The organism is Burkholderia sp. DN3021, from assembly GCF_049805555.1.
GTDB lineage: Bacteria > Pseudomonadota > Gammaproteobacteria > Burkholderiales > Burkholderiaceae > Burkholderia > Burkholderia pyrrocinia_C.
In genome coordinates, this window is record NZ_JBNCAB010000080.1 from 15,426 (window position 1) to 35,437 (window position 20,012).

Below are 20,012 nucleotides of genomic sequence, written 5' to 3' on the forward strand. Positions count from 1 at the left end.
CCACGTTCGGGTGCGCCGGCGGATCGTGATTCGGTAGTGACTCGGTGAATTGATTAAGCGGTGACGCGGTCAATCCGGAACGCGGCGCCAACGGCTGCCGCGTAAAACACACATCAGGCCGCTTGCGCCGCCCCGTCGTCGTCGCTACTGCCGCCGCCGCTCCCCGCGCGACGCCACGCGCGCCGCACGATCTCCGCGAACGCGCCCGCAAGCAGCAGCACGGCGCCCCACAGCGCGACGTCCGGCGCGAGCCGCGTCACGAGGCCGCCGACCACCGCGCCGGCCAGGAAGCAGAAGCTGATCGTCGCGAGCAGCGCCGAGTCGTGCAGCGCACCCGCGTCGTAGCGCGGGATCAACCCGACGAACAGCTTCTGCGCGGCACGCCGCAGGTTGCCGGTCGTCATCACCGACGTGTACGACAGTTCCTCGAGATGGGTGAACGACAGCGTCTGCAGCGTCGCGACGAACGAGATGCCCGGAATCAGCCACGCGCTCGACGCGCCGACGAGGCCGCTCGCGGCGACGCCGAGAAACGCGATCTCGACGATCAGGCTCGCGAACGCGGTATGCCGCATCCAGCCGCGCTGCGCGGCGAGACCGAGCAGGTGCGCGACGAACACCGCGATCACGAAGCCGACGAGCGGCGGCACGTGATGCAGCGCGGCGGCCCATTCGCCGGCCGACAGGTTGATGCCGAGCAGCGCGACGTTACCGGTCATCGTGTTCGCGAACACGTGGCCGTGGCCGACGTACGTGTACGCGTCGAGGTAGCCGCCGGACAGCGTCAGCAACGCGGCGACGGTGAGATTGCGGCTGGCGCCGTCGAGATCCATCGATCCTCCCGTGAAAATTCGCGCCAGTATGCGGCACGGGAGATGGCTTGTCCTTCGCTCACTGCCCGATGCCCGTGAGCCCGATCAGCGCGCCGCCCGCGAGCAGCCACAGCGGATGGATGCGCGTGCGCCACGCGAGCAGCGCGCAGGCGGCCGTGATGCCCCACTGGATCGCCGTGCGGTTCGACGCGTCGGAGATCAGCACCGCGCTCGCCGCGACGAGCCCGGCCGTGACGGGCATCATCCCCTGCTGCACGTAGCGGCGCCACGGCCGGTCGCGAAAGCGCTCCCATGCATGCAGCGCAAGCACGGTGACGATCGACGACGGCCCGAACTTCGCGAGCGACGCGACGAGCAGCCCGGCCCAGCCGGCCACGTGCCAGCCGACCAGCGACACGATCATCATGTTCGGCCCGGGCGCCGCCTGGGCCAGCGCGAACAGCGCGGTGAACTCGTGCGCGCTCATCCAGTGATGCACGTCGACGACCTGCCGCTGCATCTCCGGCAGGATCGTATTGCCGCCGCCGAACGCGAGCAGCGACAACTGGCTGAAGATCGTCGCGATCGCGACCAGCGTGTCGTTCATGGCCGGCCTCCGGGCTGCGTATCTCGCACCACAACCTGCGCCGGCTGCGGCGTGCCCGCGTCGCGACGCCGCGACGCGATCCAGACGCTGACAGGTGTCAACACGAGCATCGTGGTCAGCAGCGGAATGCGCAGCACCGCGATCGCGGCGAACGCGAGCGCCGCGATGCCAGCCGCCGCGCGCGCGTGCCGCAGCGGCTTCGCGACCTTCACGGCCATCGCGACGAGCAGCCCGGCGGCCGCGGCGGCGAGCCCCGCGAACAGGTGCTGCACGTGCAGATCGTTCTGCGTCTTCGCGTACAGCACGCCGAGCGCGACGACGACGAGCGTCGGGCCCGCGATCAGCCCGAGAATGCCCGCGAACGCGCCGGCGATGCCGCGAAAGCGCATGCCGACGGCAACCGACAGGTTGATCACGTTGCCGCCCGGCAGGAACTGGCACAGGCCGAGCAGATCGGTGAATTCGTCGGCGGACAGCCACTTGCGCTCGTCGACGATCGTGCGCCGCGCGAACGGCAGCGCGCCGCCGAACGACATGAGGCCGAGCGACAGGAAGCCGGTGAACAGCTCGGCGAGACCGACGCTGCGAGGTGGCGCGGCAGGCTGCGGGGAAACGGATTGCATGGGGATCCTCATCAAACGGTCAGCCGAGGTTACCGCCGTTCAGGATCCCGGCAAAACGATTTTATCGGCGCACCCTTGTGATCTAGAATCACAAGCATGGCACGCGATCTCCCGCCCTTTTCCGCGCTTCGGGCCTTTGAAGCAGCGGCACGACATGAAAGCTTCAGCGCCGCCGGCGACGAGCTGCATGTGACTCACGGTGCCATCAGCCGGCAGATCGCCGCGTTCGAGGCGTGGCTCGGCAAGCCGGTGTTCCACCGCTACGGCAAGCGCGTGAAGCTGACCGACGAAGGCCGCCGTTACCTGGACACCGTGCGTGCGGCGTTCGACAGCATCGCGCACGCGACCGAGCAGTTGCGCAACACGGGTGCTGCGCGCGTGCTGCGCATCAATGCGCTGCCGACCTTCGCGATGAAATGGCTGCTGCCGCGCCTGTCGCGATTCCAGCGCGACGTGCCGAACGTCGAACTGAAACTGTCGACGTCGAACGCGCCGCTCGACGCGCTCGACGGCTTCGATGTCGCGATCCGCCGCGGCCCCGGCCACTGGCCGAACTGCACGAGCGGCCACTTCCTCGACGAAAGCGTGATTCCGGTCTGCAGCCCGGCGCTGCTCAAGCGCGCGCCGATCGCGCGCGCGGACGATCTCGCACGGCACGTGCTGCTGCATTCGGATACGCGGCCGGAAGGCTGGCGCGACTGGTTCGCGGCAGCCGGCGTCGTGATGAAGGGGCGCAAGCGGCAGTCGTTCGACCACTTCTACCTGGCGCTGCAGGCTGCCGTCGACGGGCTCGGCGTCGCGCTCGGCCCGCTGCCGCTGATCGACGACGAGCTCGCGAGCGGCCGGCTCGTGATGCCGCTGTCCGGGCCGCGCATCGCGACGCGCAGCTACTGGTGGATCGCGCCGCGCGCGCCGGCCGACGATCCGCTCGTCGCGCAGTTCTGCGCGTGGCTGGAAGCGCAGTCGAATGCGAACGCATGACGCGCCGCGCACCCGGCGCCTGATCGAAACGGCAGCGATGCGCCACCGCCCCGCCCCGCACGCGTTGCAAGGCTGAAACCGTTCCGCATGCGGCGCGTCCGTTTCTCCTGCGGAATCGCCGTCGCGCCGCACCTGCGATCCCCCTTCGGTCCGGCCGTTCCGCACCAGGCCCGGCGCGCCGCCGACCGGCTCTGCCGCCGCAGGTTTCACGCCTGAAACATTACCGCCTCCGACACGTTGCACGGCTGCAGGCAGCGACCGCTCGGCCCCTGTCCGCGCGGCAATCCGCGCGCTGGCCCGCTGCTTGCTCATGCAACCGTGCAGACAAAAACGACTGCACGGCCAAGCGGCTCGATGCAGGCGACAAACATTCATCAAGCAGGTCGGGGAAATCATGTCGAAAATCATTTCGGCCGTCACACGGCTGCTGTCTCGCCTCACTGTTCCTATCACTGCTCCTGTGACGCATCGGCTGATGCCGGCGGCGCGACTTCGCACCGTCGACATCCGATGCGCCGACACGGTCCGCACCGTCACCCGACGTCACGACGCCTCGATTCGATAGGCGCCCCCCGGGAAGCCCCTGCCGGGCGCATACGCGCCGCGACGACGTCCCGCGCCGTTCGCGCGGGCATTGCCGCCGGCCGCCGCCCCGCGCGCAGACAAGCGCGCGGGCGGCGACGGCTGCGGGATGTCGTACGCCCCGCAGCGCCGAAGCCAGGCCTCCCGAGCCCCAGGCGCCGCGCCGGTCCGGCCGGCGCATACCGACACGAAGAAGGTGCCCACCCAGCAAACGACCCGATTCCGATGCAACCAGAAAACCCATCGCGCATCCGGACGATCGAGACCCCGTCCCGAACGACCCTCTCGTCGCACCGGCCGCCATTCCAGCTTTCAAGGGGGAAACCCATCATGACGCAATCCTTACTGACCAAGGCGGCATTTGCCGCATCGCTCGCCTGCGTGGCCGTCGCGGCGTCGGCCGGCCAAACCAGCTCGACCTTCGGCGTGTCCGCCACCGTCAACGCAACCTGCCTGATCGACTCGGCAAGCGCGCTGACCTTCCCCGCCTATACGCCGGGCACCAACGATCAGACCGCGCAGTCGGCGATCACGGTGCGCTGCACGAACGGCACGAATTTCAACATCGGCCTGGATGCGGGCACCACGTCCGGCGCGACGGTGGCCAACCGCATCATGACGAGCGGCTCGAATCAGCTCAACTACACGCTGTACCAGGATTCGAGCCGCACGGTCGTCTGGGGCAACACGCCGCCGACCGACACCGTCAACGGCACGGGCGCAGGCATGGCGATGGCCCAGGCGATCACCAAGACCGTCTACGGCAAGGTGCCCGATCAGCCCAATGCGGCGCCGGGCAACTACGCCGATACGGTGACGGTCACCGTGACGTTTTAGTGCCGCGCGGGGGCCCGCCGCATCCCGCATGCACGGGCCCTCCCCACCGGCAGCCGCCGCGCGTGGCGAAGCGAATCTCTTGGAGGTGGATCTGTCACGAAACAGAACGTGCGCAAACTCGCGACCTGGATCGCGGCCGTGACGCTCGCCGCCGCATGCGTCGACAGCCAGGCAACATCTTTGCAAGGGAGTCACACCATGAGACATCGCAAGCATGCCGGGCGGCATGACCGGCCGACGCACCTGCGCGCCGCCGCCGCGGCGCTCGCGGCCGGCGCGGGCATGCTGGCCGCGCTGCCCGCGCTCGCGGCGACGACCTGCACGATGAATGCGCCGTCGTCGATGGTATTCCGCACGTACGACACGCTCAACGCCGCCACCTCCGCGGTCACGATCTCGGTCAACTGCAGCGGCAACGGCAACGCCACGCCCACGGTGACGGCGAGCCCGGGCGGCGGCACCTTCGCGAATCGCCTGATGACGAGGACCGGCGGCACGCAAACGCTGGGCTACAACCTGTATCTCGACAGCGCGCACACGTCGATCTGGGGTGACGGCACGAGCGGCACGTCGGTGATTTCGTGGGGCAAGATCACGGGCGCCGGCGCCTTCAACGCAAACGTCGTGCCGGGCGGATACGCGGTCACGAACATCACGATCCTGTTCAACTACTAGGCGCGACGGCGGCGCAGGCATGCGCGTACCGCCGTCGATCGCCATCACCAACTCGGACAACGGGGGCAGACCATGAATCGAACCGAGACAGCGAGCGCCGCCGCATCGCGGTGCGGCCCATGCGGACCGACCCGCGCGGCGCCTCTCGCCCCGCCGCGGGCCGCCCGCCACGCGCGGCGGCTGTTTGCCGCAATGGCCGCGCTATCGATCGCGCTGCTCGGCGCCGCGCCGGGCCAGACCGATGCGAAGCAGGCCAACCGGTCGCTGCAGGTCGGCGCGACGGTCCAGGCGTATGCGCGGATCAAGGAGACCGGTCCGACCCAGCTCGTGATCGCGAACAAGGACACGACCATCGGCAACCTGAGCGTGCCGAACGCCAACAACCCCGCCGGGACGACGCTCGCGGTCCAGACCAACGACCGGGCCGGGTACACGGTGCTGGTGCAGGTTGCCGCCGCCAGCCAGTCGCAGTTCAGCTCGATCGAGATCAGCGGAATCGGCGGCAAGGTCGTGCTGCCGGCGACGGGCGGCAAGATCGCCGTGCCGTATACGGCGCTGAACACGACCTTCACGGTGACCTATCGCTTCGTGTTCGCATCGCAGGCGAAGGACGGGACCTTCGCATGGCCGATTACGTTTTCGGTGCAGCCCAACCCGTGATGCCCGACGCTCGCCGGGGCCCGCGGCGATGATCCGCGCCGCGGCTCACAGCACCGGGCCCGGCTCCTTTTCCTTGCGCAGGATCGCGTACAGGATGATCGCGCCGAAGGTCGCGGTGCCGATCCCGCCGAGCGCGAAGCCGCCGAACTTCAGCGAGAAGTCGCCCGCGCCGAGCACCAGCGTGACGGCCGCGACGATCAGGTTGCGGTTGTCGGAGAAGTCGACCTTGTTGACGACCCAGATCCGCGCGCCCGTCACCGCGATCAGCCCGAACACGACGATCGACACGCCGCCGAGCACCGGGCCCGGAATCGTCTGGATCACCGCGCCGAATTTCGGCGAGAAGCCCAGCCCGATCGCGATCAGCGCGGCGACCGCGAACACCAGCGTCGAGTAGATCCGCGTGACGGCCATCACGCCGATATTCTCCGCGTAGGTCGTGACGCCCGTGCCGCCGACGCTGCCCGACATGATCGTCGCCAGGCCGTCGCCGATGAACGCGCGGCCGACGTAGCAGTCGAGGTTGCGCCCCGTCATCGCGCTGACGGCCTTGATATGGCCGAGGTTCTCGGCGACGAGGATCACCGCGACCGGCGCGAGCATCAGCATCGCGTGCGGGTCGAACACCGGCGTACGGAACGCCGGCACGCCGAACCACGCGGCATGCCCGACGATCGCGAAGTCGATCGGCTTGCCGAGACCCATCCCGTTGGTCGCGATCGCGTAGATCGCGTACGCGATCGCAAGCCCGACGAGGATCAGCAGGCGCTGCATCATCCCGCGCGCGAACACCGCGACGCCGCCGACGCAGAGCACCGTGACGAGCGCCATCACCGAATCGAAGGTCGACGCCGACACGCCCTTGACCGCGATCGGCGCGAGGTTCAGCCCGATCACCGCGACGACCGCGCCGGTCACGACGGGCGGCATCAGCGTCTCGATCCAGCGCGTGCCGATCGCCTGCACCAGCGCGCCGAGCGCGACATACACGACGCCGCACGCGACGATCCCGCCGAGCGCGACCGGGATGTTCGGGTTCGGGCCGCTGCCGCCGTAGCCCGTCACCGCGATCACGAGGCCGATAAACGCGAAGCTCGAGCCGAGGTAGCTCGGCACGCGCCCGCCGACCAGCGCGAAGAACAGCAGCGTGCCGATGCCCGACATGAAGATGCACAGGTTCGGGTCGAAGCCCATCAGGAGCGGCGCGAGCACGGTCGAGCCGAACATCGCGACGACGTGCTGCACGCCCATCGCGACCATCTGCGGCCACGGCAGGCGCTCGTCGGGACCGACCACGCGCGACGCCGCGCCGGTCGATTGCACCCGCCAGCGCGGGAAGTAGGAATCGGACATGGGGAAAGGGCTCCTGTCGGTCTGTCGCCGGCTGCGGAGGGCGCACCGGTCTGGAATCTGGCGCGAGTTTACGGAGCGGGAATGGGGCTGGCAAGCACGGCAAGCCCGAACGGGCCACCGGAAAGCGCGGGCGCGGCTCGCCGCATGCGCGAACCGGCGCGCGGCCGTGCGGCCCGGTGAAGCGGCCGCCCGTGCGTTGCGCGCGGGCGGCGGCGGATGGCGCCGGCGGCGACGCAAGCGTGTGCTCGCATCGCCGCGGGCGCACCGTGCATCACGGATTGATGTACTGGAACAGCGACAGGTTCTGAAGCTGCGCGTAAGCCTTCTGCGAGCCCGTCAGCGCGTTCTGCATCTGCAGGAACTGGCTGATCGTCGACACCATGTTGGTGCTCGTCAGGTCAGCGAGGTTGCTGGTGACCTGCAGCGTGTTGGTCTGGTTCACCGTCTGCATCGCCTTGATTTCCTGCTCGCGGCCGCCGACCGACGCCTGCACGGTGAGGACGTTCGTCATCATGTTGTTCAGCTTCGTCGTGCCGGTGGTCATCGCGTTCGCGAGCGCGGCCGCGACAGTCGTGTTGCTGCTGATCGGCACTTTCAGCGCGGCGATCATCGTATCGAGCGCCGCGAACACGTCGGTGCCGGCCTTCGGCGCGGGCGTGACCGTGAACGTGTCGCCGGGCGCGGGCGTGCCCGACACGGGCACCGACAGGCCGTTGCCGAGCGCGATCCCCGCACCGGCCGAATACGGCTGCGCAGCGGTGGTGGTCGGCGGCACGACGGAGTTGTCGGTCACCGTATACGTCGGCGCGGCCGCCGTGCCGGCGAACGCGATCGTGAACTGGTGCGCGTTGGTCGCGGCCGACGGGCTCGTGATCGACACTGCGCCGATCGTGCCCGTACCCGTGTTGCCCGCGCCGGCGAGCGGCACCGGCTGGCTGCCGAGCATCGGCACCGACAGGAACACGTTCGCGCCGTTGTCGCCCTGCGAGATCGAACGCGTGTCGGCGATCTGCACCTGCCGCGAACCCATGTCGCCGCTGTAGGTCACGCCGCCGCCCGACGCGTTCGAGAACGGCGCCGTGGTCGACTGGAAGCCAGAGAACAGGTAGTTGCCCGAACCGTCCGTCGAGTTCGCGAGCGTCAGCAGCTGGTCGCGATAGCCCTGCAGCTGCGTCGACAGCGCCGAGCGGTCGCTGTCGGACAGCGAACCGTCTCCGGCCTGGATCACGACCGTATGAATGCTGTTCAGCAGGTTGTTGACGCTGATGAGCGTCTGGTCTTCCTTCTGCAGCGACGACAGCGCGGCGTTCTGGTTCGACGCGTACTGCGACAGCGTCGCCGACGTCATCGACAACTGCACGGCCTGCGCCGCGCCGAGCGGGTTGTCGGCCGGCGTCGCGAGGCTCACGCCGCTCGAGATCTGCTGGTACAGCTGCGACAGCTGCGCCTGCTGGTCGCTCATCTGAGCGACGTTCATCTGGTAGAACTGGGTGGTGGAAATCCGCATCGCTTCGGTCCCCGAAATCAGTTGAACAGGCCGAGCACGGTCTGGAACAGCGTCGACGCCGTCTGGATCACCTTCGCGTTCGCCTGGTAGAGCTGCTGGTACTGCATCAGGTTGGCCGCTTCCTCGTTCTGGTTCACGCCCGACACCGACTGCTGCGCCTGCGTGATCTGGCCGACCAGCGCGGTCTGCGCGGCGCTCGACGACTTCAGCTGGCTCGTCGTGTTGCCGATGCTGTTCACGTAGTTCGCGTATGCGCCCGTCAACGTGGTCGAGCCGTTGCCGAACGATTTCGAGTTGACGAGCTTCGACAGCGCGAGCGCGTTGCTGCCGTCGTTCGTGCCGCCCGTGTTCGGCGCGACCGTGAACGTGTCGCCCACCGCCGGCGTGCCCGACACCGTCACCGTGACGCCGGCCGTCAGCGTGATCGGCGTGCCGGACTGGTACGGCTGCGCGCCGGTGGTCGTCGGCGGCACGGCCGTGTTGTCCGTGACCGTATAGGTCGGCGCGGCCGACGTCCCGCCCATCGTGATCGTGTAGTTATGCGCATTGGCCGCGGCCGCCGGGCTCGTGACCGACAACCCGCCGATCGTCCCGGTGCCCGTGTTCGTCGTGGTGGCCGACGGCACGTACGGCGCCGCCGCCGCGATCGCCGAGCCGCTCGACGTCGCGAGGCCGAAGCCGTTCAGCGCGCCGCGCGTCGGCTGCACGGTGAACTTGTCGCCGGCGCTCATCGAGCCCGACGTGAACGAGAAGTTCAGCCCGCCGATCGACGCCGGCATCGACGCCGACGAGCCGACCACCGTGCCGCTCGCACGGTCGGTCAGCGTGTAGTTCGTGCCGTCGTACGACAGCGTGTAGTCGCCCGTGGTCGGCTGCGCTGCGTTCGCGAACGACACGGACAGCGCCGCGTTGCCGGTGTTGCCCTGGTTCGCGTAGATGATCGGCGAGCCGGTCGTGAACAGGTTGCCGCCGACATTGCCCGACAGGTCGAGGCCGAGCGCGTTCTGCGCGTTGACCTGCGCGGCGAAGCTGGTCGCGATCGCGCCGAGCTGCGCCTGCGCGGGGTCGAGCGTCTGGCTGCGGAACGCGAGCAGGCCGCCGAGCGTGCCGCCCGACAGCGACGCGTCGGACAGGAACTGGTTCGGCCCCTGCGGGGTCGCGCCGGCGATCCCCTGCGACACGACGGTCAGCTCGCTCGGATCGGACGGCGACGTGACGGTCGCGAGCTGATAGCTCTTGTCCGCGACGACGAGCGGCGTGCCGCCGGCGAGAAACACGCTGTAGCCGTCGCTGTTGCGCACGACCTGCACGCCCGCGAGGTTCGACAGGTTCGACACCGCGAGGTCGCGCTGGTCCATCAGCTGGTTCGGCGGCTGGCCCTGGCTGCTCGCGGACGCGATCTGCTGGTTCAGCTGCGCGATCTGCGCGGTGTACGCGTTGATCTGCGTGACGGTGCTCGTGAGCTGCGTGTTCACGCTCTGGCGCAGCGCGTCGTACTGCTGGCCGGCCGCCGTGATCTGGTTCGCGAGCGTCTGCGCGTTGCTCATTGCGGTCTGCCGCACCGACGAGTCGGACGCGTTGTTCGCGACGTTCTGCAGCCCGGTGAAATAGTTCGTGACCGCGGTCGAGATGCCGGCCGTCGGGCTGCCGACGTAGTTGTTCAACTGCGTGACGAGCGAATACCACGTCGACAGCGCGCCGCCCTGCGTCTGCGCGCCGTTCAGCTGGTCGCTGAGGTACTGGCTGTACTGCCGCTGCACGGTGACGGTGTTCACGCCCTGCGGCATGTAGCCGCTGCTCGTGTACTGGCCGCTCGCCTCGGCATAGACGGGGCGTTCGACCGAATAGCCCGGCGTCGCGGCGTTGCTGATGTTCTGGCCGGTCGTCGTGAGGCCCCAGAGCGCGGCATTCAGGCCGCTGACGCCGAGGTTCATGAGTGAGTTGGACATGCGCGATCCTGATGAGCCGGCCGCGCTGCGGCCGCCGGGTTGCGTAACTCCCGGTATAACGGCCGCGGATCGAAAAAATTGAGGAAAAAATGCACGTGCGACGCGCGACACGCGCGTCGCTGGTCGAAGCGTCCGGCGGGCGGCCCGTGCGGGCCGGCGGCCGCGTGCGCGTCAGGCCCGCACGAGCGAGCGGCGCTTCATTTCGAGCTGCGTGATCAGCCGCTGCAGCGTGTTCTCGGCGCTGCCCGGCAGCGACATGTAGCGGAAGCCGAGCTGGTAGCGCCGCGACCCGTTCGGCATCTGCGTCGAGCGCTGCGACACGAGCTGCAGGTCGAGCGACAGCTTGCCGTGGCCGGTCAGCTCGAGCTCGACGTCGGGCAGCAGCGTGCCGACCTCGAGCGCCTCGACGCGTTCGTCGGCCGTGCGCAGCCCCACGCCGCCGAGCGACAGGTTGTGCACCTCGAACAGGAAGCTCTCGCCGTCCGGCAGCTTGCCGCGGCACAGGAACGGATCGACGATCGGCGCGTCGACCCGGAAATATTCACGGCGCTGGATGCACATCAGCACGTCGGGGAAATCGGCGACGAACGCGGGCAGCCCCTCGTAGCGCGTCTCGCGCGGCGTGCCCGTGGTGAATTCGACGCGCACGCCCTCCGGCGACGCCGCGAACGTGCAGTGCGACGCGCCGAGGATGCCGGCGTTCTGCTCGGACAGCGCGCCCCAGTCGAACGTGAACGTCCGCGCGCCGACGTCGACCTCGAGCAGGCGCGTGACGAGCTGGCCGCCCGGATACTGGACGGTCAGGAAATCGCCGCGGTTCACGAGGTTGCGCAGCTGCACGCCGATTTCCAGCGGATTGCGGCGGGCATAGTCGGGCCCGGAGTGGCCTGCGTCCAGGCTGGGGTCCGTCGACGTTTCGATATTCATGGCTAGCCGGTCTTTCTTGTCATGGGCGCACGGGCAACCGGTGCGCAATAAAACCGGGCCAGAACAAGGCCCGGTCGCAGGTCTCTCACACTTAGCGGCAGTGCTGACCGAAAGTTTAGATCGATTTCCCGTTTTTTTTCGCGCAAACGTTGAAACCGCGCGCGGCGGTATGCCGGGCGCGGTCCTGAGAGGGTAATTGACGGTGGGCCGGAGCCTGTTATCGGCGGGCGCAGGCCCTGGCCCGTCAGCCGATCTGCTGCATGATCGAGATCAGCTTCTTCGCGTAGTTCGGGTCGGTCGCGTAACCGGCCTTCTGCATCCCGTGCGCGAAGCCTTCGACGCTGCGGCTCGCGCTCAGCACGCCCGAGTAGCGCGGATTGTTCTTCAGCAGGTTCGCGTAATCGGTCATCGCGTGCTCGTACGAGTCGTAAGCGCGGAATTTCGCGACCACGCGGCGCGGCGTGCCGTTCACGTATTCGGTCGTCAACGCCGACACCGTGCGGCCCGTCCAGCCCTTGTTCGCCTTGATGCCGAACACGTTGTAGCTGGTCGAGCCGTCGGCCGCGCGGATCTCGCGCTTGCCCCAGCCCGATTCGAGCGCGGCCTGGCCGACGATGAAGCGCGCCGGGATGCCGGTCGACGCGCTGGCCGCCTGTGCGGGGGCCGCGAGCCGGTCGACGAACGCGTCGGCGTCCGGCGCGCCGCTCGCGCCCTTCAGCGGCGGCGTCAGCGCGCTGCCGGCCGAGTAGCCGCGCGCGCCGGCGAGCCCGCCGTTGTTGCCGGCCGCGTTCGCGTACGCGCGCGCCATCGCGTTCATCGCGGCGAGGCTGCCTTCGTTGCCGGCCGTGCCGAGGCCACCCGAGCCCAAGCCGCCCAAGCCGCCCGTACCGACGTCGGCCGCCGTGTCGCTGCCCGCGCCCTGCCCCGCATTGCGCAGCAGCTGCTTCATCAGCGCGTCGGCGACGCCGATCCCGCGCGTCGACATCTGCTGCGCGAGCTGCTGGTCGAGCATCGACGTGTACATCTTCGACGTATGCGAATCGAACAGCCCGCCGTCGGGCGACGCGTCGCGCATGCTCTTGAGCATCATCTGCGTAAACATCGCGTCGAACTGGCCCGCGACGGCCTTCGCGCCGGCCTGCGGCGACTGCTTCGCCTGCGCGCGCAGCGCGTCGAAACCCTGCACGTCGAGCGCGAAGCGCTGCGTGAGGTCGTTCGCGTTCGGAAGATTCGCTGCCATTTAGATGACCTCCAGGTCGGCGCGCAACGCGCCGGCCGCCTTCATCGCCTGCAGGATCGACATCAGGTCCGCCGGCGTCGCGCCGAGCGTGTTCAGCGCCTTCACGACGTCGGCGAGGTTCGCGCCGGCCGTCACCATCTTCAGCGCGCCGTTGTCCTGCTTGAGCTGGATCTGCGACTGCTGCGCCACCACCGTCTGCCCGTTCGAGAACGGCCCCGGCTGCGACACGACCGGCTGCGTGTTGACGACGACCGACAGGTTGCCGTGCGCGACCGCGCAGCTCTGCAGCGTGACCATCTGGTTCATCACGATCGAGCCGGTGCGCGCGTTCAGGATCACCTTCGCCGCCGCCTTGTCCGGGCTCACGTCGAGGTTCTGCAGCCGCGCCATGAACGCGACCTGCTGCGCCGAGTCGGCCGGCGCCGCGAGCTGGATCGTGCGGCCGTCGAGCGCCGTCGCGGTGCCCGGGCCGAAGCTCGAATTGACCGCGGACACGATCCGCTGCGCGGTGCCGTAGTCCATGTCGTTCAGCTGCAATTGCAGCACGCCGTTCATCTGCGCGATCGCGTTCGGCACCGAACGCTCGACGATCGCGCCGCCGACGATCCGGCCGGCCGCGAGCTGGTTCACCTGCACGCGGCTGCCGTTCGCGCTGGCACCCGCGCCGCCGACCGCCATGTTGCCCTGCGCGAGCGCGTACACCTGCCCGTCCGCGCCCTTCAGCGGCGTGAGCAGCAGCGTGCCGCCGCGCAGGCTCTTGGCGTTGCCGAGCGACGATACGGTCACGTCGAGCGCCTCGCCGGGCCGCGCGAACGGCGGCAGCGTGGCGGTCACCATCACGGCCGCGACGTTCTTCAACTGCATGTTGTTCAGCGACGACGAACCGCCGTTGGCCGACCCGTTGTTGATCGAGATGCCGAGGTTCGCGAGCATGTTCGCGAGCGTCTGCGTCGTGAACGGCGTCTGCATCGTCTGGTCGCCCGTGCCGTCGAGGCCGACGACGAGGCCATAACCGATCAGCGGGTTGTCGCGCACGCCCTGGATCTGCGCGAGATCCTTCAGGCGTTCCGCGTGCGCGGGCGCCGCGCCGAACACGCAGGCCGCGGCCGCGAACGCGACGGCGAGCCGCGCGAACGCTCGTGCGCGGGACGACAGGCGGTTGAACAGGGGCTTGCGCATCGTCATCACCACGGTGCGATGTTGAGGAAGAAGCGCTGCAGCCAGCCCATCGTCTCGGCTTCGTTGATGTAGCCCTTCGCCGAGTATTCGATCCGCGCGTCGGCGACCTGCGTCGAGTAGACCGAGTTCGCGCCCGAGATCGTGTTCGGGTTGACGATGCCCGAGAAGCGCACGAATTCGTTGCCCTGGTTGATCAGCATCTGCTTCTCGCCGCTGACGACGAGGTTGCCGTTCGGCAGCACGTTGGTGACGGTCACCGTGATCGTGCCGTTGAATGTGTTCGCCGCGCTCGCGCCGCCCGTCGCCGCGAACTTGTTGTTGCCGGCCGCCGACAGGTTCGCCTTCGCGAACAGCCCGCCGAGGAAGCCGGCCGTCGGCACGTCGAAGCCGGTGTTGCCCTGCCGGTTCGTGTTCGCGCCCGACGATTTCGTCGCGTTGATGTTTTCCGCGATCACGATCGTCAGGATGTCGCCGGTGTTGCGCGGCCGCTGATCCTCGAACAGCGGCCGCCCCGCGTAGCCGGGGTTGTAGATCGAGCCGGGCGCCTGCATCGACATCGGCGCTGGCGGCTGCGCCGTCATCGGCTGCTGGATGATCGGATCGCGCGGGATCTGCGCGCAACCGGCGAGCGCCGCCACCGCGACCGCGCAAGCGGCGCGGACGGTGGCTGACGGGAGGAGGCGAACCTGCTTCATGGCGACGGCGGGGTGTTCCGGTTAGGTCTTCATCTGCGTGACGGTCTGCAGCATCTGGTCGGACGTCGTCACGGCCTTGCTGTTGATCTCGTAGGCACGCTGCGTCTGGATCATGTTGACGAGCTCCTGCACGACGTTCACGTTCGACGCTTCGACATAACCCTGGTTGAGCACGCCCGCGCCGTTCAGCCCCGGCTGCGACACGTTGGGCGCGCCCGACGACGTCGTTTCCGCGAACAGGTTCTCGCCCTTCGCCTCGAGGCCGGTCGGGTTGATGAAGGTCGCGATCTGCAGCGAGCCGATCTGCACCGCGTTGCCCGAGCCCGGCTGCGTGACCGACACGACGCCGTCCTTGCCGATCGTCAGCGACTGCGCGTTCTGCGGCACGGTGATCGCCGGCAGCACCTGGTAGCCGCTCGACGTGACGAGCTGGCCCTGCGCGTTGGTCTGGAACGAGCCGTCGCGCGTGTACGCATTCGTGCCGTCCGGCATCAGCACCTGGAAGAAGCCCGCGCCGTTGATCGCGACGTCCTTCGAGTTGCCGGTCTGCGTGAGGCCGCCCTGCGTGTACAGGCGCTCGGTCGCGACCTGCTGCACGCCGGTACCGAGCTGCAGGCCAGACGGCAGCTCGGTCTGCTGCGTCGAGTTCGCGCCGGGCTGGCGGATCGTCTGGTAAAGCAGATCCTCGAACACCGCGCGCGACGCCTTGAAGCCGTTCGTGCTGGTGTTCGCGAGGTTGTTCGAAATCACGTCCATCTGCGCCTGCTGCGCATTCATGCCGGTGGCGGCGATGTAGAGCGAACGGTTCACTTGTAAGGTCTCCTGCGTGGGCTGGCGCGGGCGCTCAGCTGAAGTTGAGCAGCTGGTTCGCCGTCTGCTCGTTCTGGTCGGCCGTCTGGATCAGCTTCGACTGAAGCTGGAACGCGCGCGCGTTGTCGATCATCGCGACCATCGCGGTCACCGGGTTGACGTTGCTGCCTTCGAGCGAATTCGGCGTGACGACCACGTTCGGGGCGGCGTCGGCCGGATTGCCGTCGGCGGTGCGGAACAATCCGTCGTTGCCGCGCGTGAGCGTGGCCGGATCGGGATTGACGAGCTTCATCTGGTCGACGATCGCGACCGCCGTCGGCGGGTCGCCCGGCATCAGCGCGGAAACGGTGCCGTCCTTGCCGATCGTCACTTCCGCGTTCGGCGGCACCGAGATCGGGCCGCCGTTGCCGATCACCGGCAGGTTGCTCGCGTTGACGAGCTGGCCGTTCTCGTCGACATGCAGGTTGCCGGCGCGCGTGTACGCCTCGCTGCCGTCGGCCGTTTGCACGGACAGCCAGCCGGCGCCCTGCACGGCGACGTCGAGCGGATTGCCGGTGCGCGTGATCGGACCCGGCGCGTAATCCGCGCCGGGCGTCGACGCGAGCACGTAGGTGCGCGTCGTCGTCGGGTCGATGTTGCTGCCGTCGCCGAAATTCATCGGCACCGCGCGATACGTCGCGAGCTGCGCGCGAAAGCCCGTCGTCGATGCGTTCGCGAGGTTGTTCGCGACGATCGCCTGCTGGTCGAGCGACTGCGACGCGCCCGTCATCGCCGTGTAGATCAGTCGGTCCATGGCTGCCGGTTATCCGCGCTTACAGGTTGATGAGCGTCTGGTCGACGGTCTGCTGCGTCTTGATCGTCTGCGCGTTCGCCTGGTAGTTGCGCTGCGCGGTGATCAGGTTGACGAGCTGCGACGTGAGGTCGACGTTCGAGTTCTCGAGCGCGCTGCCCTGCAGCGTGCCGTGGTTCGTGCTGCCCGGTGCGGACACCTGCGGCACGCCCGACGCGGCGGACTCCGCATACTGGTTGCCGCCGAGGTTGACCAGCCCGTTCGGGTTGTTGAAGTTCGCGAGCGCGATCAGGCCGAGCACGGCGGTCTGGCCGTTCGAGTAGTTGCCGGTCAGCTTGCCGTCGGCGCCGATCGAAAAGGTCGTCAGCGTGCCGCTCGCGTAGCCGTCCTGCGCGAGGTTGTTCACGCCGTCCTTGCCGCCGTACTGCGTCGTGCCGGTCAGGTCGAGCGTGAGGCTCTGCGGCGTCACCGAGCCGTCAGTGTTCGGCACGGTGAACTGGAACTGGCCGAGCGACGCGGTCGGCGCGGGCGGCGTGCCCGTCGTCGTGCTCTGGATCGCGCCCGACGAATTGAACGTGACCGTGCCGAGATCGGTCGTGGCGCCGCCCTGGACGCCCGCGTACGCTTCCCACGTGCCGGCCGCCGACTTCACGAAGTACATGTTGACCGCCTGCGAACCGCCGAGCGAGTCGTACACCTGGATCGACGTCGAGTAGTTGTAGGTCGTGGTGTCGGTCGCGTTGAACGGCGTCTTGGCCGGCACCGTGTCCTGCGAGTTCAGGTTGAACTGGCCGGTGATCTTGGTCGTCGCGGTCGGCGCGATGTTGGACGTCGGCGCCTGCATCGGCACGGTCTGCGCGGCGTTGATCACGCCGCCCGAGCCGGCCGCGTAGCCCATCAGGTTGCGGCCCTGCGAGTCGACGATGAAGCCGTTCTTGTCGCGCTGGAACGTGCCGTCGCGCGAGTACGTCGTCACGCCGTTGTTCGACATCTGGAAGAAGCCGTTGCCGTTGATCGCGACGTCGAGCGACGAGTTCGTCGTATTGATCGTGCCCTGGCCGAACTGCTGTTGCACCGATGCGAGCGACGTGCCGATGCCGATCTGCGTGTTGACCGACGTCGCGACCGAGTTCGCGTACATGTCGGCGAACTGCGCGGTGCTCGACTTGAAGCCGACCGTATTCGCGTTCGCGATGTTGTTGCCGATCACGTCGAGCGCGTTCGATGCGCCGGCGAGGCCGCTCAGACCCTGTTGATAACCCATTTCGGTCTCCGTTTCGGGGAAGCTGAATCAGTTGGACGTAGTGCCGCCGGACGACGACGTATTCGGGAAAATCGACGCGACCTGGGTGAGCCCCACCGTCGTGCCATTCGACAGCACGAGCCCCGCCGTGCCGTCTGCCTGCTTGATCACGCTCTGCACCTGCGCGGCCGCGAGCGTCGTGGCCGCCTGCGGCGTGCCGGCGCTGTTGGTATACGACGCGCTGATCGTGTACTTGCCGTCCGGCAGCGCATTGCCCGCCGCGTCGGTCGGCGTCCAGTTGAACGGCACGGTGCCGGCCGACTGCGCGCCCGCGTTGATCGTGTTCACGACGGCGCCCGCCGAGTTCTTCACGGTGATCGTCAGGTTCGACACCGAGCTCGCCAGCGACACGCCGAACGGCGACGCCGCGCCGCCCTTCACCGCGACCGCGTTGCCCGGCGCGAGCACGTTCGTGCCGATCAGCAGCGCGGCCTGCGTCTGCTGGCCGGCCGTGAGCTGCGTCGACAGCGACGTGAGCGACGTGTTCAGCTGCGCGATGCCGCTCACCGTGTTGATCTGCGCGAGCTGCGACGTCATCTGCGAGCTGTCGACCGGGCTCGTCGGATCCTGGTTCTGCAACTGCGTGACGAGCAGCTTCAGGAACGTCGCCTGCAGGTCGCTCGCCGACGTGCCGTTGGTCGACGACACTTTGTTGGTGTTCATCGTGTCGGTCGGCAGGGTCGACACGTTCGTGCCGTTGCCGCCGATCGTCGTGCTGGAGGAAGTCATCCTGGGTGGCCTTCTATCGGAACAGTCAGGTTGGGGTCGGTCGGCGCGCGGCTCACGAGCCGATCGTCAGCGTCTTGAGCATCAGCGTCTTCGCGGTGTTCAGCGTCTCGACGTTGGCCTGGTACGAGCGCGACGCCGAGATCATGTTCACCATCTCCTGCACCGGGTCGACGTTCGGCATCTGCACGTAGCCGTTCGCGTCGGCGGCCGGGTTCGCCGGGTCGTAGGTCGACTTCATCGGCGACGGGTCGTCCATCACCTTCGTCACGCGCACGCCGCCCACGCCCTGGCCCGACGCGGTGCGCGCGCCGCCCATCGGGTCGGTCGCGAACACGACCTGCTTGGCCTTGTACGGCTTGCCGTCGGGGCCGGTGGCGCTGTCGGCGTTCGCGAGGTTCGACGCGGTGACGTTCAGGCGCTGCGATTGCGCGGACAGCGCCGAACCGGCGACGCCGAAGATGTTCATCAACGAAGGCATGGAGGCTCCTTGTGCTTGTGCGCGGGTTCGGAAGCGGCGCGCTTACGAGTTCGTCGAGATCGCGGCGATCATGGCCTTGATCTGCTGGGTCATCACGGTCATCCCGGTTTCGTAGTGCAGCGCGTTGTTCGCGAACTGCACGCGTTCGACGTCGAGATCGACCGTGTTGCCGTCGAGCGACGGCTGCAGCGGCATCCGGTACTGCGCGCGGCCGTAGTCGTCCGCCGGGCCGCCCGTCGGGATCAGCTTCGCCGTGCCGGCCATGTGGCCCGCCGCCGTCGACACCATCGACATGCCGCTCGTCACGCCGGCCGGCTGCGTCATCGGCAGTTGCGCGGCGTTGCTCGGCGCTAGGCCGCCGTTCGTCTGCTTCAGCGAGCGCGCGAGCGTCGACGCGAAATCGACGTCGCGGGCCCGGTAGCCGGGCGTGTCGGCGTTCGCGATGTTCGACGACAGCAGTTCCTGCCGATAGGCGCGCACGTCGAGCGCCTGTCGGCCGAACGCGAATTCCGCATCGAGTTTGTCCAGCATGTGTGCGTCTCTCCGTATGAAGCGCTGCACGCCCCTCGCGCCGGATGGCGACCCGAGAGGCTTTTTTCCATGACAGCGATGGTAGGCGCGGCACGCAACCGGCAATCGGGCGAATAACGCGGCAAAGCCCCCCTCTATTCATCGTTTGCGCGGCGGCCCCGCTCCCTAGAATGCAACTCGGATCAACGGATCGAGGGCAAGGCGATGACTGGCAGCGCACTTCGTGGCAGGAACGGGCGGCTCACGCACGTCCGGCGTGCGTTTGCGCTCGCCGCGGCGCTATGGATCGCCGCCCCGGCCGCGCACGCGGACGACGGGACGATCGTGATTCCCGGACGCGGCGAAACGGCCGAAACCGCGCTCGCGCACGCCAATGCGGCGAGCGGCGGGCAGTTCGGCGGGAATGCGGGGACGGGTTCGGGCGCAGGCATGGCGCAGGACGCGGGACGCGCGGCGGCAGGTGCGGGTGGTACGGCCGGCGCTGCCGCTGCCGGCCATGCGGCGCAACCGGCGAGCGCGATGGTCGTGACGAACGTCCCGCCGCCAGCCCCCGCACCGGCAGCCGCGCCGGCCCCCGTCTATGCAGCCGCTCGCGCGAACACCGTCTACGGCGCGGCGCGCGCCGCCGATCCCAACGCCATCGCGACGGTCGTCGCCGGAACGGCCGAGCCCGCGTCGAATCCCGCGCGGCCGGCGCCGCAGGCAGTCGCCGCGCGCATGGCAGCAGCGCGCGCCGCATCAGCC

20 protein-coding genes and 1 pseudogene are annotated in these 20,012 nt (G+C 68.6%); 5 read left to right on the forward strand and 16 right to left on the reverse strand.

Annotation, left to right across the window (positions count from 1 at the left end; all coding sequences use genetic code 11):
• Positions 1–113: 113 nt before the first annotated feature.
• From ACPUER_RS28890 to ACPUER_RS28900, 3 genes are read right to left on the reverse strand one after another with little or no spacing between them, the layout of a single operon-like run.
• A complete protein-coding gene (locus ACPUER_RS28890; RefSeq protein ID WP_175963364.1) occupies positions 114–833 on the reverse strand; it encodes a YoaK family protein in 720 nt (239 codons plus the stop codon).
• Between the two features lie 58 nt (positions 834–891).
• Complete coding sequence (locus tag ACPUER_RS28895) at positions 892–1,419, reverse strand: chromate transporter (protein ID WP_152864145.1); 528 nt, start codon at positions 1,417–1,419, stop codon at positions 892–894.
• A complete protein-coding gene (locus tag ACPUER_RS28900; RefSeq protein ID WP_425132754.1) occupies positions 1,416–2,042 on the reverse strand; it encodes a chromate transporter in 627 nt (208 codons plus the stop codon). The genes ACPUER_RS28895 and ACPUER_RS28900 overlap by 4 nt, the downstream gene beginning before the upstream one ends.
• A 96-nt stretch (positions 2,043–2,138) precedes the next feature.
• On the opposite strand from ACPUER_RS28900, the gene ACPUER_RS28905 reads away from it, so the two are divergent.
• From ACPUER_RS28905 to ACPUER_RS28920, 4 genes are all read left to right on the forward strand, one after another.
• Complete coding sequence (locus ACPUER_RS28905; protein WP_175963362.1) at positions 2,139–3,023, forward strand: transcriptional regulator GcvA; 885 nt, start codon at positions 2,139–2,141, stop codon at positions 3,021–3,023.
• A gap of 912 nt (positions 3,024–3,935) precedes the next feature.
• Positions 3,936–4,442, forward strand: a complete 507-nt coding sequence (locus ACPUER_RS28910; RefSeq protein WP_425132755.1) for a Csu type fimbrial protein — start codon at positions 3,936–3,938, stop codon at positions 4,440–4,442.
• Between the two features lie 198 nt (positions 4,443–4,640).
• Positions 4,641–5,117: a spore coat protein U domain-containing protein gene (locus ACPUER_RS28915; protein WP_425132756.1), complete on the forward strand. Its 477-nt coding sequence runs from the start codon at positions 4,641–4,643 to the stop codon at positions 5,115–5,117.
• Between the two features lie 192 nt (positions 5,118–5,309).
• Positions 5,310–5,777, forward strand: coding sequence for a hypothetical protein (locus ACPUER_RS28920; protein ID WP_425132757.1), 468 nt, complete (start codon positions 5,310–5,312; stop codon positions 5,775–5,777).
• A gap of 45 nt (positions 5,778–5,822) precedes the next feature.
• Here ACPUER_RS28920 and ACPUER_RS28925 read toward each other — a convergent pair whose 3' ends face one another.
• The 13 genes from ACPUER_RS28925 to flgB all read right to left on the reverse strand — a co-directional run bounded on the left by ACPUER_RS28925 (position 5,823) and on the right by flgB (position 19,268).
• Complete coding sequence (locus ACPUER_RS28925) at positions 5,823–7,130, reverse strand: solute carrier family 23 protein (protein ID WP_425132758.1); 1,308 nt, start codon at positions 7,128–7,130, stop codon at positions 5,823–5,825.
• A gap of 271 nt (positions 7,131–7,401) precedes the next feature.
• A complete protein-coding gene (gene flgL / locus ACPUER_RS28930; protein ID WP_425132759.1) occupies positions 7,402–8,637 on the reverse strand; it encodes a flagellar hook-associated protein FlgL in 1,236 nt (411 codons plus the stop codon).
• Positions 8,638–8,654: 17 nt separating this feature from the next.
• Positions 8,655–10,586 carry a flagellar hook-associated protein FlgK gene (flgK, locus tag ACPUER_RS28935; RefSeq protein WP_425132760.1) on the reverse strand — a complete coding sequence of 644 codons (1,932 nt, stop codon included), beginning with the start codon at positions 10,584–10,586 and terminating at the stop codon, positions 8,655–8,657.
• Between the two features lie 171 nt (positions 10,587–10,757).
• On the reverse strand, positions 10,758–11,513 hold the full coding sequence (locus tag ACPUER_RS28940; RefSeq protein ID WP_310135539.1) for a flagellar regulator YcgR PilZN domain-containing protein: 756 nt from the start codon (positions 11,511–11,513) through the stop codon (positions 10,758–10,760).
• A 244-nt stretch (positions 11,514–11,757) separates the two neighbouring features.
• A complete protein-coding gene (gene flgJ, locus ACPUER_RS28945) occupies positions 11,758–12,753 on the reverse strand; it encodes a flagellar assembly peptidoglycan hydrolase FlgJ (RefSeq protein WP_425132761.1) in 996 nt (331 codons plus the stop codon).
• Positions 12,754–13,932, reverse strand: coding sequence for a flagellar basal body P-ring protein FlgI (locus ACPUER_RS28950; RefSeq protein ID WP_072437669.1), 1,179 nt, complete (start codon positions 13,930–13,932; stop codon positions 12,754–12,756). It abuts the gene before it with no gap.
• A 5-nt stretch (positions 13,933–13,937) separates the two neighbouring features.
• Positions 13,938–14,627 (reverse strand): flagellar basal body L-ring protein FlgH, encoded by a 690-nt coding sequence (gene flgH, locus ACPUER_RS28955; protein ID WP_072437537.1) that lies wholly within the window; start codon positions 14,625–14,627, stop codon positions 13,938–13,940.
• A 21-nt stretch (positions 14,628–14,648) separates the two neighbouring features.
• Positions 14,649–15,437, reverse strand: a complete 789-nt coding sequence (gene flgG, locus ACPUER_RS28960; RefSeq protein WP_027785669.1) for a flagellar basal-body rod protein FlgG — start codon at positions 15,435–15,437, stop codon at positions 14,649–14,651.
• A 34-nt stretch (positions 15,438–15,471) separates the two neighbouring features.
• On the reverse strand, positions 15,472–16,230 hold the full coding sequence (flgF, locus tag ACPUER_RS28965) for a flagellar basal-body rod protein FlgF (protein WP_072437539.1): 759 nt from the start codon (positions 16,228–16,230) through the stop codon (positions 15,472–15,474).
• Between the two features lie 19 nt (positions 16,231–16,249).
• The gene (gene flgE / locus ACPUER_RS28970; RefSeq protein WP_175963354.1) at positions 16,250–17,491 is read right to left on the reverse strand and encodes a flagellar hook protein FlgE; all 1,242 of its coding nucleotides are present in this window, start codon (positions 17,489–17,491) and stop codon (positions 16,250–16,252) included.
• Between the two features lie 27 nt (positions 17,492–17,518).
• On the reverse strand, positions 17,519–18,259 hold the full coding sequence (gene flgD, locus ACPUER_RS28975; protein WP_175963353.1) for a flagellar hook assembly protein FlgD: 741 nt from the start codon (positions 18,257–18,259) through the stop codon (positions 17,519–17,521).
• 52 nt (positions 18,260–18,311) lie between these two features.
• Positions 18,312–18,737, reverse strand: coding sequence for a flagellar basal body rod protein FlgC (gene flgC / locus ACPUER_RS28980; RefSeq protein ID WP_006485701.1), 426 nt, complete (start codon positions 18,735–18,737; stop codon positions 18,312–18,314).
• A 42-nt stretch (positions 18,738–18,779) separates the two neighbouring features.
• A complete protein-coding gene (gene flgB, locus ACPUER_RS28985; RefSeq protein WP_175963352.1) occupies positions 18,780–19,268 on the reverse strand; it encodes a flagellar basal body rod protein FlgB in 489 nt (162 codons plus the stop codon).
• Between the two features lie 204 nt (positions 19,269–19,472).
• Here flgB and ACPUER_RS28990 point away from each other — a divergent pair.
• A pseudogene (locus ACPUER_RS28990) lies at positions 19,473–20,012 on the forward strand (flagellar basal body P-ring formation chaperone FlgA); the annotation flags it as partial.

What these genes read in the sequence shown, in the direction of transcription:
- ACPUER_RS28890 (WP_175963364.1), bottom strand. Translation starts at nt 833, where the DNA reads ATGGATCTCGACGGCGCCAGCCGCAATCTCACCGTCGCCGCGTTGCTG.
- ACPUER_RS28895 (WP_152864145.1), bottom strand. Translation starts at nt 1,419, where the DNA reads ATGAACGACACGCTGGTCGCGATCGCGACGATCTTCAGCCAGTTGTCG.
- ACPUER_RS28900 (WP_425132754.1), bottom strand. Translation starts at nt 2,042, where the DNA reads ATGCAATCCGTTTCCCCGCAGCCTGCCGCGCCACCTCGCAGCGTCGGT.
- ACPUER_RS28905 (WP_175963362.1), top strand. Translation starts at nt 2,139, where the DNA reads ATGGCACGCGATCTCCCGCCCTTTTCCGCGCTTCGGGCCTTTGAAGCA.
- ACPUER_RS28910 (WP_425132755.1), top strand. Translation starts at nt 3,936, where the DNA reads ATGACGCAATCCTTACTGACCAAGGCGGCATTTGCCGCATCGCTCGCC.
- ACPUER_RS28915 (WP_425132756.1), top strand. Translation starts at nt 4,641, where the DNA reads ATGAGACATCGCAAGCATGCCGGGCGGCATGACCGGCCGACGCACCTG.
- ACPUER_RS28920 (WP_425132757.1), top strand. Translation starts at nt 5,310, where the DNA reads ATGGCCGCGCTATCGATCGCGCTGCTCGGCGCCGCGCCGGGCCAGACC.
- ACPUER_RS28925 (WP_425132758.1), bottom strand. Translation starts at nt 7,130, where the DNA reads ATGTCCGATTCCTACTTCCCGCGCTGGCGGGTGCAATCGACCGGCGCG.
- flgL (WP_425132759.1), bottom strand. Translation starts at nt 8,637, where the DNA reads ATGCGGATTTCCACCACCCAGTTCTACCAGATGAACGTCGCTCAGATG.
- flgK (WP_425132760.1), bottom strand. Translation starts at nt 10,586, where the DNA reads ATGTCCAACTCACTCATGAACCTCGGCGTCAGCGGCCTGAATGCCGCG.
- ACPUER_RS28940 (WP_310135539.1), bottom strand. Translation starts at nt 11,513, where the DNA reads ATGAATATCGAAACGTCGACGGACCCCAGCCTGGACGCAGGCCACTCC.
- flgJ (WP_425132761.1), bottom strand. Translation starts at nt 12,753, where the DNA reads ATGGCAGCGAATCTTCCGAACGCGAACGACCTCACGCAGCGCTTCGCG.
- ACPUER_RS28950 (WP_072437669.1), bottom strand. Translation starts at nt 13,932, where the DNA reads ATGCGCAAGCCCCTGTTCAACCGCCTGTCGTCCCGCGCACGAGCGTTC.
- flgH (WP_072437537.1), bottom strand. Translation starts at nt 14,627, where the DNA reads ATGAAGCAGGTTCGCCTCCTCCCGTCAGCCACCGTCCGCGCCGCTTGC.
- flgF (WP_072437539.1), bottom strand. Translation starts at nt 16,230, where the DNA reads ATGGACCGACTGATCTACACGGCGATGACGGGCGCGTCGCAGTCGCTC.
- flgE (WP_175963354.1), bottom strand. Translation starts at nt 17,491, where the DNA reads ATGGGTTATCAACAGGGTCTGAGCGGCCTCGCCGGCGCATCGAACGCG.
- flgD (WP_175963353.1), bottom strand. Translation starts at nt 18,259, where the DNA reads ATGACTTCCTCCAGCACGACGATCGGCGGCAACGGCACGAACGTGTCG.
- flgC (WP_006485701.1), bottom strand. Translation starts at nt 18,737, where the DNA reads ATGCCTTCGTTGATGAACATCTTCGGCGTCGCCGGTTCGGCGCTGTCC.
- flgB (WP_175963352.1), bottom strand. Translation starts at nt 19,268, where the DNA reads ATGCTGGACAAACTCGATGCGGAATTCGCGTTCGGCCGACAGGCGCTC.